Below are 17,792 nucleotides of genomic sequence, written 5' to 3'. Positions count from 1 at the left end.
ACTTCCGCATTCCTCCCGACACTGACCCTACGGGTACAGTGCGGGGCTCCTGCGATTTCTAGCTGACGACAGAAGTCCAGCAGTTCCTCCAGGGTGGGCACAATGGATCCCAGTTGGGTGACATCATTGCCCAACATTTCCCCAAAGCCGCCTGGTTCCAGGAAATCTCGCTGCATATCGATGATCACCAGGGCCAACTGAGACAGGCCGGGAACTTCATACTCGTAGGGCAAGGCCGGGATCCGAACCATAGAGACCCACAGTTGGGATCAATGCTGGGGCGGGGATCCTGCCTCGGCCAGGCCGATTTCCCTCAACCGCTGGGCCAAGTATTCTCCGGCAGTCAGGGAAGGAAACCGAGGGATCCCGCCGGTGCGGGCCACACAAGTCGGCAAGGGTGTGAGATCCACTTCTGCACGCGGATGCACAAAGAAGGGAATGGAAAAGCGGCGCTCTTGGGGGTTGTCGGGGTTGGTCACCCGATGGGTGGTGCTGCGCAGCAGGCCATTGGTGAGGTTTTGCAGCATATCCCCGGCATCGACAATGATCTGACCGGGCAGAGCCGAAATGGGCAGCCAAGATCCATCTCGTTGCAGAAGTTCTAGCCCTGGCGCGGTGGCTTCACACAAGAGCGTGATCAAGTTGATGTCTTCATGGGCTGCAGCTCGTAAACTCTGGGAAGGGGCTTCAGCGGGAAGGGGCGGATAGTGAATCACCCGCAAGAGATTGGCTCCTCCTTCCACCGCTTTGGGCAAGTATTCGGCAGGCTCCCCCAGATACAGAGAGACCGCCTGCAACAGGCCCTGGGCACAGGTTTCCAGTTGGGCGAACAGCTCTACCATCACCCTGCGAAATTGGGGCACCTCCCGAGGCCAGATGTTGGCAGGAAGGTGGGGATCCCCTTCGCGCCCGATGTGCCAAAACTCTTTCATGTCAGGATAGGGATGATCTTTAGCGTGTTCTTTGCCAAAGGGGGTGTACCCTCGTTGCCCCAGCAGCGCCGGATCCTCATAGGCTCTCTTGGTTGGCTCTGGCAAAAGAAAAACGGCTTCTGCGGCTTCATAGGCTTCCCGGATCAATTCCGGCGATAGGCCATGGTTAACCAAGGCAAAAAAGCCAATCTGTTGCAGCGCTTCCCCCACCTGGCGGACAAACTGCTCCCGCTCACCTGACGTTCCGTTTTGAAAGGCGGCAAAATCGACAACCGGCAGAGTCTGGCGTTGGGGAGTGGTTACCACGGCAAAAGTCGTCTCCGGCGAAGAGTCAACGCTATTTCTAGGCAGCGGGCTTGGTGTCCTATGCTATCCTTCCTAAGAAGCCAAGGGGAGAGTTCTGAATCGAAGACGGTCTGTTCGGGGTTCATCTACAATATCTATCTACAATATCTAGAGTCTAAAGCTGCTCAGCTACTTGCCTTCCCACAAGATGCAGGTAGAATCCTGCCGGACAGCCTCTGTCCCTTTTGTCTGGAGATTGCACCTTGTAGTGGCCTGTGCCCTTTTTGGAAGGCTGTGATAAAGTCGATAGAAGCAAAGCTATGGATTGATTTTGCCTTGAGAGCAGTCTGAGCCCTGGGTAGGCGGAATGGAGCGAGTTGTTCTGTTGTTGCACTGGGTTAACTGGATAAAGCAGGGCAGGCTACTTCTCTCTTTTTTAGCTGATTAAAGTTTTTGTAAAGTTACGGATACCTGTTGCTTGTCAACCATAACCGCGCCTAGAATTGCCGAGGACTGATGTTTTCGGAGATAGTTTGCAGACACTGTTGATGTTGCTTTCCTTTTGCCTACTCTCAATCTGTTGACCTTTCGAGACCGACTGCTCTATGACAGACACTCATCCCTGTGCCCCCTGTATTGTGAATACGGGAACTTTGGTGAACAAGCGGGATATTTACCGACTCCTATCCGATTTGGCCCGTGTTCGCTACTTCGATATCGTCGATGGCTCAGTGCGGAAGCAAGGGGAAGGCTGCGTGGTGGATGTTTTTCAGGATCCCACTGCTGCCACACTGGTGGTAAACCGTAGCCTCTACTTAAATGTGAACAGCTTTGATTATGCCTGTCTGCGGGATCCCGCTTCCGAAGAAGAGATTGCCAACCTGGGCAAGGAGCAGCCGGGCGTGGTTATCGACTTGGTTCAGGACGGACGTATTCTGCGCTTGGTTCCCCTGGTGGAGCCGCGTTCGGATCCCGAGGAGCTCTTGGGGGATAACCAGGCGCTGCGGGCAGCGGTGGATGTTTTGGCTGCGGGCTGGGGCATAGAAGAGGAAAACTCTTCCGACTCCTCAGATTGAGAGATCCTGACCTGAAAATATAGACCTCCAAACCCATCTCTTCCCGGCCTTGAAGTTGACCGGTGCGGTGTGACGCAAATCATGCTCGGGAGGATGGTTGCAGCCGGTATGATCCACTTGGGTCATGGGGCTTTTTGGGAGGTGGTGTGAATTCAAGGCAGCGACTGCTTTTGGGCAGAGTGTGGGGCCTGCGCCTGCTTGGATCCCTGGTGGCTGTGCTTCTGGTACTGGCGCTCAAGGCCTGCGGGGGAAGTGGTGGCTCCTCTTCTGTGAGTGTCATTCCCACTCCCATTCCAACCGTCATTCCCACTTCTACTCCAACTGTCGTTCTCACCCCTACTCCGACTGTCATTCCTGCCCCTTTGCCCTCGCCAACGACTGCGCCTGCTTCCCAGTTCACCATTGACGTTCGCTTTCCCGACAACAGTCTCACCCCCACCCAGCAGTCGATCGTCCGCAATGCCGCTCTGCGCTGGCAACAGATCATCGTTGGTGACCAGCCGGATCTGCCCCCCACCACCATTCGGGCCGACGAATGCGATCGAGGGTTTCCCAGCACGCCACTCAATTTCCCCATCGACGATCTGTTGGTGGAGGTGCGGGCCAGAAACCTCGGCAACGAGCGAATTTTGGGGGGAGCTGCTCCCTGTTTTGTGCGGGCCTCTAACGGTCTGCCTTTCTACTCCGTCATTTTGTTCAACAGTCAAAATCTATCTGCCCTGGAAGAACGAGGGGATCTGCCCATTACCGCCCTGCACGAGTTGGGCCATGCCTTGGGCTTCTTGCCCATCGTCTGGGATCCCAAGGGGCTAACGGTGGGCTTGGTGGGACGGGATCAGCCTACGCCCCCTGGCTACGATCCCCGCTTCATCGGCCCCAGGGCAGTCAGCGCCTTCACTAGGCTGGGAGGAAACGCGCCCTCTGTGCCCTTGGAGAACCAGTTTGGGGAGGGATCCCGAGATTCCCATTGGCGGGAGAATGTCTTGGGCCGCGAGCTGATGACCAGCCGCATCGACCGGGGGGTAGCCAACCCCTTAAGCATTCTCACCGTCGAAGCAATGGCAGATATCGGCTATGACGTGAACCCGGCAGCGGCGGATGGCTTTGCTTTGGGGCGCGGCAGGGGGGTCTCTCAACCTTTGGAGCTGCAAGAGCTGGAGTTGACCCTACCCCTACAGCGATTTGACGCCGAGGGCAGGCGGGTGGGGGATCCCCAGGCCTAAGAAAAGGAGTATATCTACTCATGGCCAAGAGGCTACCTTTTAACAATAATGAAGGTCGAGTTGTATAACTTCACAACATCGACATAACATCGACAAGTTCTCAACATCGACAAGTTCTCACCTCATCTCTTTGCAATTAGCTATGGGTATCCTCAAAAAGCTTTTCGGCGGCCTGTTCTCCTTCTTCGGCATTCTCTTCGGCGGCTTGGTGGATTTTGTTACCGGGCCTTTTCGTCCTGCACCGGCTTCCCCTAGCTCTGCTCCGGTGGCTACAGCTGTTCCTGCCAACAAGCCCAAGGTGGTGGTGGAGAAGCCTTTTGTGCCCAATGAGATCTCGGCTCCGCGTCCTAACCGTCGCCCTGGCCCGGCTTTGGATGTGTTCCGGGCTATGGTTCAGGAGATCCCTTCGGCGCGGGCTTAGTCTGCCCATCTTCGGGAGCAGCTCGTAAGATGGAGGTGACACCGCTGGAGACTGCTCTCTATGTCCGATCTCTCTTTCTCAGAACAAGAACGGCTGAAACAGCTTGAGCGTGAACTGGAGCAAGCGGCGGCGGCCTCTGGGGATCCAGGAACATCCGTTGCGTCTCAGGGGAAAAGTGCCGTTCGAGCTTGGATTGAGACTTGGGGGCGTCCACTGGTGACGGTCTTCGCCATTCTGGGCTGTATTCTTCTGGTCGGGCTGTTCTTCCGGGTTTTCGGCACTGTTCTCAGGTGGGCGGTGGTGGCGGGGTTGGGCTACCTGCTCTACGCCTGGGTGGTGGCACCGCGGCTGGGCCTTCCCACCGGAGCTAAGTCGAAGCCAGAGGACGGCGGTAGCGGTGCGGAGCACCATCTCGACAGCTTTTGATGGGCAGGGATCCCTGGCGAGCCTATGTTTACTTGGCGGCGGCCATCTTGGGCTGGGCCACGGCTGCCAGCGCTTTTAAGTTTGGGTTGCGGTACCTGTCGCCGACGGTTCTGCTGATTTTTTCGGCCTTTAGCTCTTGCCTGATCCTGGGGATCGTTTTGGTGGTTACAGGGCGGGCGAGGTTGATCGGCAGGCAGAAGGGATCCCAAGTCCGCCTATCGGCTCTTCAGGGGCTGCTCAACCCCCTTGGCTACTATGGGGTGTTGTTCCAGGCTTATGACCGCCTGTCGGCTCAGGCGGCGATGGCTTTGAACTACACCTGGCCGCTGGTGCTGGCTCTTCTGGCGGTGCCGCTGTTGGGAGAGCGCTTTCGCTGGCGGCTGGTGTTGGCCTTGGGGGTGAGCCTGCTGGGAGTGGTGCTGGTGGCTACGGGGGGATCCTGGGGCACCTTGCAGGTGGAGGATCCCTGGGGGGTGCTGCTAGCGGTGGGCAGCTCTGGAATCTGGGCGCTCTATTGGCTACTCAATGTGCGGGATGGGCGAGATGCGGTGCTGAAACTATTCATGGGGTTTCTCTTTGGCAGCCTCTACGGTCTGCTGCTGCTGCCGTTGCAGGAGGTCTCTTGGAGCCTTGCCGGGCTGGGTTGGGCAGCTTACATTGGTCTGGCGGAGATGGGCTTAACTTTTGTGTTTTGGCTGCGGGCTTTGGAGTTGGCGGGCCACCGGGGATCCCTGGCCAACTGGGTGTATGTGACGCCTTTTTTGTCGTTGGGGTTGATTGCGGTGCTGTTGGGCGAGACGATTGCGCTGGGATCCGTGCTGGGCCTGGGTCTGATTTTGGCCAGCAATCTGTGGGGATCCCATAGGGAAAAGCCCCCCGCGGATCCTGTTCTGTCCTGAGGCGGTTGCGTTCGCGCCAGCGGGACGGAGTCCTATCGCGTTAGCGGTGCAGAGCACAATGAATCCCGTTCGTCTGTATGTGGCGGCAACAGCTCACGGGTTTGGGCACGTTACCCGTCTGGCGGCGGTCGTGAATGCTTTGCTGCGGCGGGATCCCCATGTTCTGCCCATCTTTGTTACGCCGGCTCCCCGCTGGCTCCTGGAGCGTTACGTGGAGGGGAAGTTTCTCCATCGGCCGCGGGCGTTGGATGTGGGGGTGGTGCAGCCGGATGGGCTGCAAGCGGATCTGCCGGCTACGTTGGCTGCCCTCAAGGCGTTTAAAGCCAGCGCTGCGGAGCTTGTTCGAGAAGAAGCGGATTTCATTCGAGCCCAGGGGGTGCCTTTGGTGTTGGCGGATGTGCCGCCCATTGCTGCGGCGATTGCCCAGGCTGCCGGGATCCCTTGCTGGATGGCCAGTAATTTTGGCTGGGATTTCATCTACCAAGAATACGGCCCGGAGTTTCAACCGTTTGTGGCCTGGATCCAGGAGCTCTACGGGCAGTGCGACCTTCTATTTCGCCTGCCTTTTAGCGAGAGCATGGTCGCGTCAGCGGTGCGGAGCACTAGCGCTTTTCCGCGTCAGCAGGAGGTGGGGCTGACGGGATCGGATCCCCGCTACGGGCCGGAGGAGGTTGCCGCCCAGTTGGGGTTACACCCGGAGCAACCCAGGGCTTTGTTTACCTTTGGCGGGCTGGGGGTGCAGGGGTTTCCTTACGAGCGGCTCCAAGATTTTCCCGACTGGCAGTTTCTCACGTTTGATCGGGAGGCTCCTCCCTTGCCCAACTTGCGGGTTTTGGATGGGCAGGTGTGGCGACCGGTGGATGTGATGCCCCTCTGCCGCTGGGTGGTGTCCAAGCCGGGCTATGGCACTTTGGCGGAGGCCCTGCGCAGCCGCACACCTATGGCCTGTGTCGTCCGCTCTGGGTTTGCTGAGTCACCGTTGCTGGTTGAGGGTTTGCGGCGCTATGGCTGGCATCGCATTCTCTCGCCAGAGGAGTTTTTTCAAGGATCCTGGGACTTTTTGCGGGATCCCGCCCACCCACCCCAGAGGCCGGATGGATTGGATCTGCAGGGGAATGAAACCCTGGCTGCTGCCTTAGAGGCATTCCTGCGGGGAAGGGATGCCGGGTAGCATAAAGGGCAGCTTCCTGCAGCGGATCCCATGGCCAGCAGCTCGACAGAATCTCTGCGGCAACTGTACGAAGAATTGCCCTACCCCAATGTGGCGATTGAGGCCTCGGGCCGCAACGCCATTGACGGGTTGTACCGCCTAAGTTTGACCACCGCCCAATACGCCCGCACCCGCGCCATTGTGCCCAGCGAAGGCGCTCTCATTTTGAATGCTGGCTGCGGCTCGGGCTGGGAAACGTTGATCCTGGCGGAGGCCAATCCAGGGGCGCGGCTGGTGGTGTGCGACCTGTCAGCAGAATCGGTACGGGTGACGGAGCGACGCTTGCGCTACCACGGTTTCGGAGAGGTGGAGTTGTATGTTCTCGACCTGTTGGATATCGAACAGTTGGGGTTGGAATTTGACTTCATCAGCCTTAACGATGTGCTCTATCTGCTGGACGATCCGGTAGCGGGGCTAAAGGCGCTTAAGCGGGTTCTAAAACCTGACGGGATCCTGCGGGCCAACCTACATCACGCCTACCAGCGGGAGGTCATCTTCCGCATGCAAGAGGCGTTTCGGCTGCTGGGGCTATTTGATCTGCCCAACCCCGAAGCCTGTCAGCGGGTGCGGGAATTCATGGCCAGTTTGGCCTCAGACGAACTGCGAGCTGCCTTGCGCTGGAACCCTGAGATCTACAAAGACAACACCAACATCCGGGCCAACTACCTCTTGCCGGGGGACAAAGGCTTCTTGGTTCCCGACTTGATGCGCATGCTCGCAGACGCCGATCTGGGCCTTGTCTGCTTGGTGGACTATGCCGACTGGGATCCGGCGCTTTTGTTCAAGGAGAGGGCCATGCCCCCCTGGCTGCAAGCCGAGTTGGACAAGCTCTCGCCTGCGGATCAAAATCACTTTTATGAGCTGATCTACCCCAACCATCGCCTCATTGACTTTTGGGCGGAACACCCCGGCTCTTCCTTGGTCTTGCCCTGGAGCGACGCCGATTGGCTGGGGGGCAGGGTGCAGCTTAACCCCATCCTGACCGACAACGTCGAATTTCGCCAAAACTTCGCCAAAGCCTACGAGAAGAAGCTGGAGTTTGCCATGAATTGGCCGGGGGCTAGCTATGGGCGCCTAACCATTCCAGCTCCTCAGATGGCCTGGCTGGGATCCCTGTTGCAGGGGCCAACGGCAGTGAAAGCCTTGATTGAGCAAGCGGCCCAGGTCAACAAGTTAGAGCTGGAAGCGGCCCGGGAGGAAGTGCTCACCTACCTGGCGGGGCTGGAGTCGTTTTTGTTTGTGATGTTGGATCCTGCACCCGTTCCAGGAGAAGGAGTTTTTCCAATCGCTTGAGATCCCCGAGCCTTTCTCCCAAGGGTAGAGGGAAGCCAATGGGCCGGTTCACGGCAACTTGGAACGACTATTGAGGGATTGAGGCTCTGCCGGGCTGCAAGAACGGTCTTGGGCAGATGTCAGATGGGAAGAGATCCCTCTCTAGCGATCCACCAGGCGCAGCTCGAAGGTGAGGATGTTGGCAGCCAAAATCTCCAAAGCCCCGCCCTCAATGAGGTCGCGAGTGAGGGCAGCCCCGGAGCCACTTTGTTGGATCAATTCGCGGCTGCGGCGCACCGTCTCCTGTCGCTGGGGGTCGTCCACAACCACCTGCCGCTGATTGGACAGGCTGAGGCGATAGAAATTGGGCAGATCCCCCCGGGTGGCATCAATGGCCAGATTGGTCTCTTCAGGGGCTACGCGGAAGGGGGCACGGGCGGTGAGCAGAGCCACCTGGATATCTTGGTCTCGCCCATCAAGGCCCTGCAGCTCGGATATATCGATCTGGAAGTTGAGGGTATCGCGGTCGCGGGTGAGGCGATTGACCCGTACCTGGTTAAAGCCGACGGCAAACTCCCGTTCCGGCTCTCCAAACCGCTGGATGGTGGCTTGCAAGACCGACTCTTCGTTGAGGGGGGTAACCCGAATGAGGTAATCCCAGTCCCGCACAAAGGTGTACTCGTTGGGCCCCACACGGACGTTGGGATCCACCAAGTTGGCGGTAGGGCCAGGGCTGCCGGCCCGGCTGAGAGCTACCATGTACCAGTAGTTGGGGCTGATGGGCAAGCCCAGGGTCATGCGTACTTCCAGCACTGGCCGCGCCCAAGCGGCAACAGCCGTGAGAGCCGTTATGGCCATGGCTCCCAAGCAACTCCACAGCCAGCGCTGAGGAGGAAAATTAAGCTGCGGCGGGCAAGAGCAAGTGATGGCTGGGGTTCTCATTCAAGCCTCTTCAACTCTCCGGCAGGTGGCGGCAGCCCGAACTCCTTTCCTGCTCACTCCGGAACAGTCTAGCCAGGAATGGCGTGCCCTCAACAGGGGATCCCAAGGGTCGGCGGCGGAGCGCCAGCAGAAGTTTTCGTTAAGCAGTGATGATTCGGTGTGGAGGATGGCTATGCGCATTGCTCAGATTGCCCCTTTGCATGAGAGTGTGCCCCCCAAGCTCTACGGCGGCACCGAGCGAGTTGTGTCTTGGCTCACCGAAGAGCTGGTGCGGCGGGGGCATGAGGTGACGTTGTTTGCCAGCGGCGACTCCCAAACCCAGGCTCGCCTCATCCCCTTTCGGGAGCGGGCTTTGCGTTTGGATCCCACGGCCATCGACACAGTGGCTCCTCATGTTTTGATGGTCGAGAAAGCCTTTCAGATGGCCGACGAGTTTGACATCATCCACGGCCACATCGACTACTATCCCTATGCCCTGGCCCGTCGCCACCCCCAGGTTTCTTTTCTGGCCACCCTGCATGGGCGGCTGGATATTCCGGAGCTGCAGCCCCTCTACACCGAGTTTCAGGATATTCCGGTGGTCTCCATCTCCAACGCCCAGCGGCTGCCGCTGCCCCAGGCCCGCTGGGTGGGGACGGTCTACCACGGCTTGCCCCTGGATCTCCACCGTTTCTATCCAGAAAAGGGGGACTACCTGGCCTTTTTGGGCCGGGTCTCCCCGGAAAAAGGGCTGGACACGGCTATTGAAATTGCGGCGCGGGCAGGGATGCCGCTGAAGGCTGCTATCAAGATCGATGCGGTGGATCGCCAGTACTACGAGTTAGAAATTAAGCCTTTGGCCAGTCGCCACCCCAATGTGGAGATCATAGGGGAAATCACCGACCAAGAGAAAAGCGAGTTTTTGGGCAAGGCCTATGCGGTGCTGTTTCCCATCCGCTGGCCGGAGCCCTTTGGGCTGGTGATGATTGAAGCGATGGCCTGTGGCACGCCGGTAATTGCCACCCGTTTTGGCTCAGTACCCGAGGTAATGGCCGACAGGCGCTCCGGCTTTATTGTCGACTCGGTGGAGGAAGCAGTGGAGGCTGTGGAGAAGGTGGGATCCCTGAGCCGAGCCGGGGTGCGGCAGGTGTTTGAGGAGCGGTTCAGCGTGGAAAGAATGGTGTCGGACTACGAGGCTCTCTACCGCCAACTGGTGAACGAGCGGCAGGAGATGTCGCGAAGAAGGCAGCTTAATAAGGCTTAGATGGGCCAAGTAGCAGCTAGGGCTGCTGGGCTGCATCGGGGGGCCCCTGCTTCTTCGCCTCCTTTGAGTGGACCGATAGCAGTAAGCTGTTCGCGTAGGAGACCGGCTGGATAGGGATCGAGAAGACCGAGATGGCAGAAGACATCATCCAAATTCAAGATCAGTACTACATCCGGGCCAGCGCCTCTTGGGTGGAGGCACGCTCTCATGTTCTCAAGCATGACAACTGCTTTGCCATCTTTGACCGGCGAGGGAACATGCGCCCCCTCGGCATCCGGGATCATGGCCTCTTCCGGGACGACACCCGCTTTTTGTCCCGCTGGGTGTTGGACTTGCAGGGAAAGCAGTTCCTGCTGCTCAGCTCAGAGGTGCGGGAAGACAAAGATATTTTGGCGGTGGATCTGACCAACCCGGAGTTCACCACCTCAGAGGGGCAGTTTATCGGTCAAGATACTCTGCATGTTTTACGGACTACTTTTTTGTGGAACAACGTTGCCTACGAGCGCATTCGCATTCACAACTACGGCTCGGCCTCGTTTCGCGTGCCGATTACCCTGCGCTTTGAGGCAGACTTTGCCGATATTTTTGAGATCCGGGGCATCCGACGGGCCCAGCGGGGTCAAGTGCTGCCGGCCCAGGTGACCCCCGAGAGGGTGGTTCTTCGCTACCGCGGCTTAGATGGAGTGGAGCGGCAAACCCAGTTGCAATTTTTGCCGGCGCCGGAGCTAGTGTCGGAGAAGCTGGCGCAGTGGTGGGTGCCTTTGGCCCCGCAGGAGGAACGGGATTTGGAGCTGAGGGTGATCTGCAGCTACGGCGGGGAGGAGATTGCCCCTTTGACCTACCAGGAGGCTCTGCAGGCGGAGCGGGAGCAAAGGGCTTCCTTGCGGGCGCAAGCCCACCGGATCGACACCGGCAATGCTCAGTTTAACGATTGGCTCAACGCCTCACGGGATGATCTGCTGATGATGCTCACCCGCACTCCCTACGGGCTTTATCCCTATGCGGGGGTGCCTTGGTTTACCACGGTCTTCGGGCGCGACGCCCTGATCACCGCCCTGGCCACTCTCTGGTGGTTTCCAGACTTGGCGCGGGGGGTGCTGCTGTATCTGGCGGCCCACCAGGCCCAGGAGGTGGATCCCAGCCGCGATGCCGAGCCTGGCAAGATCCTGCATGAGCAGCGCTCCAGCGAGATGGCCAAGACGCGCGAGATCCCCTTTGGCAATTATTTCGGCAGCATTGACTCCACCCCTTTGTTTGTGGTGCTAGCAGGGCGCTACGTGCGCCGCAGCGGCGATCTAGAGCTGTTGCGGCAGTTGTGGCCCCATATCGAGGCAGCCCTGAGATGGATGGACACCTACGGGGATCCCGATGGGGACGGCTTTTTGGAGTATGCCGGCAAGGCGCGGCGGGGCCTGCGCAACCAGGGCTGGAAAGATTCTGAAGATGCCATCTTCTACCCGGACGGATCCCTGGCAGAACCCCCCTTGGCCCTGTGCGAGGTGCAGGGCTATGCCTACGAAGCTAAGCAGTTGGCAGCAGAGATGGCCGAGCTGCTGGGGCGGCAAGAGCAAGCAGCCCAGTTGCGACAACAAGCGGAAAAGCTGCAGCAGCAGTTTTGGGATCACTTCTGGTGCGAAGAGTTGGGGGGCTATGCCCTGGCTTTGGATGGCCAGAAGCAACCCTGCCGGGTGCGCAGCTCCAACATGGGCCACTGTCTGTTTTCGGGGATTGCCCATCCCGAGCATGCTGCCTGCATTGCCCGGCAACTGCTGGAGCCAGCTTTCTTCAGCGGCTGGGGGATCCGCACGGTGCCGGAGGGAGAGGGGCGCTACAACCCCATGTCCTACCACAATGGCTCCATCTGGCCCCACGACAATGCCTTGATTGCCGCAGGCTTATCTCGCTATGGCTTCAAGGGCGAAGCGGTGCGGGTCTTGACAGCGCTGTTCGATGCCAGCCAGTTTCTGGAGCTGAAGCGGCTGCCTGAGCTGTTTTGTGGCTTTCGGCGGCGACAGCGGGAGGGCCCCACCCTTTATCCGGTGGCCTGTCTGCCCCAGTCTTGGGCGGCGGCCAGTGTGTTTTTGCTGCTGCAGGCTTGTCTGGGGCTGGAGATCGACGGGCTGGCCCAACGGGTGCATTTGACCAAGCCCACTCTGCCCCTGTGGCTGCCCCACGTCATCCTTGAGAATGTGCAGGTGGGCCAGGGATCCCTGGACATCGGTCTCTATCTGCAGTCAGGAGGGGTGGGGATCACCGTCCTCAGGAGTGTGGGGGACGTGGAATTGACGGTGAAATAGTTGCAAAATTCAAGACATCCGCAACACAACCTACAACTAAGTTTCACCTGCCAAATGTGGCGATAGGGACACAACTCAACAGTTCAGACAGCCTCTCCCTATCCCACATCATCAGATGCATCATCAGACACGTCATCAGAAGTTCTACTCTTGAATGTAGAGCTGATCCAAATTCCACAATGGCCCCAGAATGGGTCGGGGATCCACCCCTTGAATGCGGTTGCGCAGGGCTGAGAGAACCAGGGGGTTGAAAGTGCCAATTTGGGGCAGCTGTTCCTGGATGATGATTTGAAACCGGTCGTAGAGGGCCTTGCGCTTTTCAAAGTCTAGCTCCCGCACCCCTTCGATAAAGATGCGGTCGATCTCCCGTTCCCAATCGCTGACCTCAACCCCTTCTGCCGGGTTGCCGGGCAAATCTCCCAGATTGAAGAGGTGCAAACGGCCGTCGCTGCGCCAGATGTTGGAGCCGTTGTTGGGCTCGGTGCCGCCGCCACCAAAGCCCAGCAGCAGGGTTTCCCAGTCGCGGCTATCGGTGCGCTGCACCAGGGTGTTGAAGGCGATGGGGGTAAAATCAACGGTGATGCCGATCCGCTCCAGATCAGCTTTGATCAACGCGCCAGTGGCCTCCCGCTGATTGTTGCCGGCGTTGGTGAGCAAGGTGAAACGGATACGGTTGCCCTCGGAATCCCGCAGGTGGCCCTCAGCATCGTAGGTGTATCCGGCATCGAGGAGCAGTTGCCGCGCTTTTTCAGGGTTGTAGTCGTAGGTGGGCAAGCCCTCTTCAGGGCTGAGGTAGAAGGGGCTGGCGGGGGAGAAGACCGAGTGCTGGATCTGGCCCAACCCTTGCAGGACGCTATCGACGTAAAACTGCCGGTTCATGGCGTGGGCCACCGCCCGGCGGAAGTTCAAATCGTTAAACCAGCGGCTTTTGACGGGATCCACAAAAGGCCGCCCGGTCTGGGGGTTACGGGCGCGGCTGAGGTTGAAGGCAAAGAAACTGTTGTTCAATGTCTGGCCGAGATTGTAGATGGTGAACTGATCCCGTTCTTCTTCCCGCTTCAAGAGCTGAAAATCTCTCCCCCGCACCGAAAACACGTCGGTCTCGCCGGAGCGAAACTGCAGCAGCGCGGTGTCCTCTGAGTCCACAATGCGCAGGATTACCCGTTCAATGCGCGGGATCCCTTCCCCTTTCCAGTAGTAGGGATTGGGCCGGTACACCAGCCGCTGGCCGGGGGTGTATTCCTGCAAGATATAGGGGCCGGCCCCCACCAATTGCTGCACTGGCGTGTCGATACCCCAGGTTTGCAAGAAAAGGGGGTTGCCCCGGCTGTCCAACTGCTCGACAGTGGGCTCGAGGATGTGCTTGGGCAAAATAGGGGATCCGGCCTGCAGCAGAAAGGGAGCGAAGGGCTCCGGTAAAACAAACTCAATCCGCCGCTCGTCCAGGGCCCGCACCTGAGGCAGTGCTCCAGCTTCCCCAATTCGCTTCACGTCCCGCGAGGAAGTCGGGATCCGCTCGTTGAAGATGATGCGGTTAAAGGTAAAGTCCACATCTGCTGCTGTCAGAGGCTCTCCATCCGACCAGCGCAGCCCCTCCCGCAAGGTAAAGACATACCGCAAGCCGTCCTCAGACACTTCCCAGCCTTCCGCCAGCTCCGGTTTGGGCAAGAGGGTATCCTCATCCAAGGTGACCAAGCCCGCCTCCAGGTAGGCGATAGCGTCGCGGCTAGAGCTTTCGGCGGCCAAATAGGTGTTGAAGGTTTTGGGATCTGAAGTCACTGTGGCGATCAAATGGGGCGGGCGGGCAGGGGCAGCACAGGCACCAAGCCAGAGCAGGAGGATCCCTAGTAGAGAGACAAAAAGGTTCCTCCTGAGTCGGTTTGCCGAGGTGTTGTTTTGGCCCGCCATTTCTTTTGCCAAGTCGTTGTTCCAAGCAAGTTTGGGACGGCTCGCCCGCATCCCGCGCCCTGTGGCCCAAGCGCTCCGCGCTGCTGAGGCCCTCACCCCCAGCCCTTCTCCTAGAGGAGTAGCCCCCCTCCCGGCCCCTTTCCCAGGGGGAAAGTTGGGGATCCAGGTAATGGGTGGTTTGACTGCGACTTGGGCAGATTCTGCGTTTTTGAGGGAGCGATTGCTTGCCAGTTTGGCAGCTCAGGCAGTGGGGTGACCAGGTTCTTTTCAGATTCTGATGGGAAGGTCAGAGGAAGCTTGTCCTCTCTGTTCCAGCAACAGGGCTACTGCGAAGGCAGCAATGGCCTCTCCCTGACCTATGGGGCCCAGTTTTTCGTTAGTAGTAGCCTTGACCCCCACTTGCTTGGGGGAGATCTGCATCGCCTCTGCCAGGCGGGCCTGCATGGCGGGGATGTGAGGTTTGAGCTTGGGCTGCTCCGCCACCACCACACTGTCTACATTGGCAACGCACCAGCCCTCTTGGCCCACCAGCTGCACCACTTGCTGTAGTAAAAGGATGCTATCTGCCCCTTTCCAACGCTCTTCTTCAGGGGGGAAGTAGTAGCCAATATCCCGCAGAGCGGCAGCCCCCAGGAGAGCATCCATGATGGCGTGGGTGAGGACATCGGCGTCGCTATGGCCCAATAGCCCCTTTTCGTAAGGGATCCGGATCCCGCCCAGGATCAGGGGGCGCCCCTCGACGAGGCGGTGGATGTCGTAGCCCTGGCCAATGCGCACTTTTCCGGCTCCCTTGGGAAAACCATCGAGACCCTTGTCGACCATCGCCCCCTCCGAGGAGCTAGGGGGATGGGAGTCGAGTAACCGACAAGCAGCTTTTGAGAACGCCTCTTTCTATTCTGCCGGCTCCAGAGGGGAATAGCAGATGGGACAAGACGAACCACTGTAGCAGTCGAAGCAGATGAGGTGAGACTTCCCGTAGGGATTGGCGCAGCGCTTGGCCCACTGATAATCGCTGTAGCTAAGATCTTTTCCGCAAACGTCACATCTGGCCATCCCGCTTTCTTCTCCTCAAGCTTCTGAATTAAAACACCACACTAGAGAGATGATCCTAATCGATCCCTGAGCCCCAGCTTGAGAGAAACTATCCCCCAGCCCTGTCCAGAAGGGGATCCTGCCGCCCACAGGGGATCCCGTCTTCGAGAGGCGTCCAGCCCGGCTGCCAAAGATCCCGGTTCTTCAGGGTGGCCGCGTTGACCCAGAGGCGCACCTGGGGATCGCAAACGGCTCTGAGCTCGGCAAACACCAGCCCTCCTTCCCCTTGTTGGCGAGCGGTGACCTGAAAATGTCGCCAACCCAGAACAGGCTGAACGGAAGTCCATTTGGAGCCGAGGAGATGCGGGAAAGGCTGTTTCCGACGGGGTTTGTTGCGAGCCACGGGACGGAGGGTGCGAGCGGGTAAGGGATGAAAGGGACCCAGCTTTCCGGCCATTCCTGAGGACGGCAGCGGGGATCGAGGGGAGCGGCAAAGCCAGCCGAGATCCTGAGTTTCCCTCAGATCCGCCTGTGATCGGTATGTGTGATCGGTATGATCGAGGGGATCCCTTTCCACTCCAGCCTATCCAACCATGGAGCAGCACCGGCAACGGCTTCAGTTCTCTTTCTGGCAGGCAGTCTTGAAGGGGGGCCTTCTGTTTCTGATCCTGGCTGGCCTAATCTTGGGAACAGGCCTGCCCTTGGGAGCGGCAACCGGCCCCACTTTGTCCGGCAAACTTACGGGGCCAGAGTGGCGACAAGCAGACCCGGAGGCCAAGCAGGACTTTTGTCGCAAAGCCTTTCAAGCGTTTCGCGCTTCTCCTTCCCAAAGCTATATCATCAGCTCCAATGTGCAGGCTTTGACCCCAGAAGGTTTGTGTCGGCGCTTGGATCAGTTTTATCAGTATGCCGTCAACGACGAGATCCCCATCAACCAGGCGGCCAATATTGCCCCATTGCTGTTTTCAGACTTACCTCTGGAGCAGCCTTGATCCCATGTGGATCGCTTGTCCTGCCGAGGACATAGTGACTTTCTCTTAGTGAGGATCCCAGCCCGGCTGTGACAGGTTGGCCGGATTCAGACAGGTGTGGGCAAGGGTTCCAGGGGTGTAGGGAAAGGGAGCTGTTGGAGTTGGGGTTGTTGAGGGCGGATCCCCATCGCTTGGCGCATCAAGGCAGGCTTGAGCAGCGGCAAAACCTCCAGTCCCCACAGGCCCAGGCGACGCAAGACCAGCAACGGCCAGCTTCGGTTGGAAAAGAGGCGATTGGCAGCATCGGTTGCAAAAAGAACCAGCGCGTTTTCTGGGCGGCGACAGCGCTCGTAGGCTTTTAACAAAGCCGGATCGCCGGGATCCCGGCCCGCCATTTTGGCTTCGATCAACAGGGCAGCCAAGGCCGCCACATCCCGCATGCCCAGATTCGCTCCCTGCCCCCCCAGCGGATGGGTGGTATGGGCAGCATCCCCCACCAAAGCCAGCCGGGATCCGATATAGGTTTGGGCATGGGCCCGCTGCGGCTGATAACAAGCTCTGGGAGAGGCGGCCAGCAACGCTCCCAACTGGGATCCAAACCAAGGCCGGATGGCCTGCAGAAACTCAGCCTCAGATAAGCCCATCAGCCGATCTCGATCCGCTTGGCGAACTGTCCAGACGACGCAACTGCGATGGGGATCGGAGGTGGGCAAAATGGCGAAGGGACCGCTGACCTGAAAGCGCTCGTAGGCCACCTGCCGGTGAGGATGCTCATGGGTGAGGGTGGAAACGATGCACACCTGTCCATAGCCCCAGCGGGATAACGGGATCCCAGCCTGTTCCCGCAGCCGCGAACGGGCCCCATCTGCAACCACCAGCAGAGCAGCCCGCAGGGTTTGCCGGGATCCCTCCTGGGCCAGCTCTACCCGAATGTGATCTGCTGCAGGGGAGAAACTTTGCGCCTGAGCAGGGCTGAAAAGGGTTACCGAAGGGCACTCGCGAATGCGCTGCAACAGAGCTTTTTGGGTAATTTGATTTTCCACGACGTAGCCCAGGGCCGGCGCTTGGAGCATCTCACGGCGCAGCTGAGCCACCCAGGGGCCTTCCCCATCAGAGACCTGAATGCGGTGGATGGGAGAGACTCCCCAGGCCTCCATAAGGGGCCACACCCCAATCCGCTGCAGAATACGAGCTGTCCCCAGAGCCAAAGCGCTGGCTCGGCCATCCGCCCCCACCCCCTGCGAGAGATCCCGCCCCTCGATCAGCCCGACGCGGATCCCGGCCTGGCCCAAAGCGGCTGCTAAGGTGGATCCCACCATCCCAGCTCCGGCAATCACCACTTCAAAATCCAGTCGCCTCGGCGGGACGGTGTCCTCGGCTGTTGTCGGGGCAACGGCGAGCAGGGCAGTGGAAGTGGGCAAAGGGCTCATGGACACTCACGGCAAGTGGGCTCAACCTCCATTCTAGGGTTCCTGCACCCGGCAGGCCGCTAAGGACAAGCGGCAAGTGGGGTCAAAGCGCCACGAGGGATCCCTTTTGATCTCAGCCCCTTTGTTTGCTGCTGCAGGGTGGAATCCCTGTGGGTAGCTGATACATTTACGCTGAACACTGCTGAACATCACTGTTCAACTATGCAGCGATAGCATTCTGTTTGT

16 protein-coding genes and 1 pseudogene are annotated in these 17,792 nt (G+C 59.0%); 10 read left to right on the top strand and 7 right to left on the bottom strand.

What is annotated here, in order from left to right; genetic code table 11:
• Both NW840_RS05655 and NW840_RS05650 read right to left on the bottom strand, forming a co-directional pair.
• Window positions 1-251, bottom strand: a pseudogene (locus NW840_RS05655) (hypothetical protein); the annotation flags it as partial.
• 18 nt (window positions 252-269) lie between these two features.
• Window positions 270-1,238 carry an isopenicillin N synthase family dioxygenase gene (locus NW840_RS05650; protein ID WP_414342919.1) on the bottom strand — a complete coding sequence of 323 codons (969 nt, stop codon included), beginning with the start codon at window positions 1,236-1,238 and terminating at the stop codon, window positions 270-272.
• A gap of 584 nt (window positions 1,239-1,822) precedes the next feature.
• Between NW840_RS05650 and NW840_RS05645 the strand changes: the two genes are divergently transcribed.
• From NW840_RS05645 to NW840_RS05615, 7 genes are all read left to right on the top strand, one after another.
• The gene (locus NW840_RS05645) at window positions 1,823-2,293 is read left to right on the top strand and encodes a hypothetical protein (protein WP_414331929.1); all 471 of its coding nucleotides are present in this window, start codon (window positions 1,823-1,825) and stop codon (window positions 2,291-2,293) included.
• Between the two features lie 146 nt (window positions 2,294-2,439).
• Window positions 2,440-3,516, top strand: a complete 1,077-nt coding sequence (locus NW840_RS05640; RefSeq protein WP_414342918.1) for a leishmanolysin-related zinc metalloendopeptidase — start codon at window positions 2,440-2,442, stop codon at window positions 3,514-3,516.
• A 142-nt stretch (window positions 3,517-3,658) separates the two neighbouring features.
• Window positions 3,659-3,937 (top strand): hypothetical protein, encoded by a 279-nt coding sequence (locus NW840_RS05635; protein ID WP_414342915.1) that lies wholly within the window; start codon window positions 3,659-3,661, stop codon window positions 3,935-3,937.
• A 60-nt stretch (window positions 3,938-3,997) separates the two neighbouring features.
• Entirely contained in the window at window positions 3,998-4,363 is a 366-nt protein-coding gene (locus NW840_RS05630; RefSeq protein ID WP_414342912.1) for a hypothetical protein, read from the top strand.
• Window positions 4,363-5,262 carry a DMT family transporter gene (locus tag NW840_RS05625; RefSeq protein WP_414342910.1) on the top strand — a complete coding sequence of 300 codons (900 nt, stop codon included), beginning with the start codon at window positions 4,363-4,365 and terminating at the stop codon, window positions 5,260-5,262. Before NW840_RS05630 ends, NW840_RS05625 begins: the two co-directional genes overlap by 1 nt.
• Window positions 5,263-5,320: 58 nt before the next feature.
• Window positions 5,321-6,433: a glycosyl transferase gene (locus tag NW840_RS05620; RefSeq protein ID WP_414342908.1), complete on the top strand. Its 1,113-nt coding sequence runs from the start codon at window positions 5,321-5,323 to the stop codon at window positions 6,431-6,433.
• A 30-nt stretch (window positions 6,434-6,463) separates the two neighbouring features.
• Window positions 6,464-7,765: a class I SAM-dependent methyltransferase gene (locus NW840_RS05615; RefSeq protein WP_414342905.1), complete on the top strand. Its 1,302-nt coding sequence runs from the start codon at window positions 6,464-6,466 to the stop codon at window positions 7,763-7,765.
• 141 nt (window positions 7,766-7,906) lie between these two features.
• Here NW840_RS05615 and NW840_RS05610 read toward each other — a convergent pair whose 3' ends face one another.
• Complete coding sequence (locus NW840_RS05610; RefSeq protein ID WP_414330153.1) at window positions 7,907-8,602, bottom strand: hypothetical protein; 696 nt, start codon at window positions 8,600-8,602, stop codon at window positions 7,907-7,909.
• 67 nt (window positions 8,603-8,669) lie between these two features.
• Here NW840_RS05610 and NW840_RS05605 point away from each other — a divergent pair, with 67 nt between their 5' ends.
• On the top strand, window positions 8,670-9,929 hold the full coding sequence (locus NW840_RS05605) for a glycosyltransferase (RefSeq protein ID WP_414342902.1): 1,260 nt from the start codon (window positions 8,670-8,672) through the stop codon (window positions 9,927-9,929).
• A 131-nt stretch (window positions 9,930-10,060) separates the two neighbouring features.
• Window positions 10,061-12,226 carry a glycogen debranching N-terminal domain-containing protein gene (locus NW840_RS05600; RefSeq protein ID WP_414342900.1) on the top strand — a complete coding sequence of 722 codons (2,166 nt, stop codon included), beginning with the start codon at window positions 10,061-10,063 and terminating at the stop codon, window positions 12,224-12,226.
• A gap of 144 nt (window positions 12,227-12,370) precedes the next feature.
• Here NW840_RS05600 and NW840_RS05595 read toward each other — a convergent pair whose 3' ends face one another.
• The 3 genes from NW840_RS05595 to NW840_RS05585 form a co-directional block, all read right to left on the bottom strand.
• Window positions 12,371-14,005, bottom strand: coding sequence for an ABC transporter substrate-binding protein (locus tag NW840_RS05595; RefSeq protein WP_414342897.1), 1,635 nt, complete (start codon window positions 14,003-14,005; stop codon window positions 12,371-12,373).
• A gap of 396 nt (window positions 14,006-14,401) precedes the next feature.
• The gene (ispF, locus tag NW840_RS05590) at window positions 14,402-14,911 is read right to left on the bottom strand and encodes a 2-C-methyl-D-erythritol 2,4-cyclodiphosphate synthase (RefSeq protein ID WP_414342922.1); all 510 of its coding nucleotides are present in this window, start codon (window positions 14,909-14,911) and stop codon (window positions 14,402-14,404) included.
• A gap of 364 nt (window positions 14,912-15,275) precedes the next feature.
• The gene (locus NW840_RS05585; protein WP_414329949.1) at window positions 15,276-15,569 is read right to left on the bottom strand and encodes a TIGR02450 family Trp-rich protein; all 294 of its coding nucleotides are present in this window, start codon (window positions 15,567-15,569) and stop codon (window positions 15,276-15,278) included.
• Between the two features lie 238 nt (window positions 15,570-15,807).
• On the opposite strand from NW840_RS05585, the gene NW840_RS05580 reads away from it, so the two are divergent.
• Window positions 15,808-16,158: a hypothetical protein gene (locus tag NW840_RS05580; protein WP_414329946.1), complete on the top strand. Its 351-nt coding sequence runs from the start codon at window positions 15,808-15,810 to the stop codon at window positions 16,156-16,158.
• A gap of 86 nt (window positions 16,159-16,244) precedes the next feature.
• On the opposite strand, the gene NW840_RS05575 is transcribed toward NW840_RS05580, so the two are convergent.
• Window positions 16,245-17,567, bottom strand: coding sequence for a UbiH/UbiF/VisC/COQ6 family ubiquinone biosynthesis hydroxylase (locus tag NW840_RS05575; RefSeq protein ID WP_414342895.1), 1,323 nt, complete (start codon window positions 17,565-17,567; stop codon window positions 16,245-16,247).
• Window positions 17,568-17,792 lie beyond the last annotated feature (225 nt).

The sequence above is a fragment of the Synechococcus sp. R5-13 genome (assembly GCF_047462015.1).
Lineage (GTDB): Bacteria > Cyanobacteriota > Cyanobacteriia > Thermostichales > Thermostichaceae > Thermostichus.
This window is presented reverse-complemented; position numbering and strand designations above follow the sequence as displayed.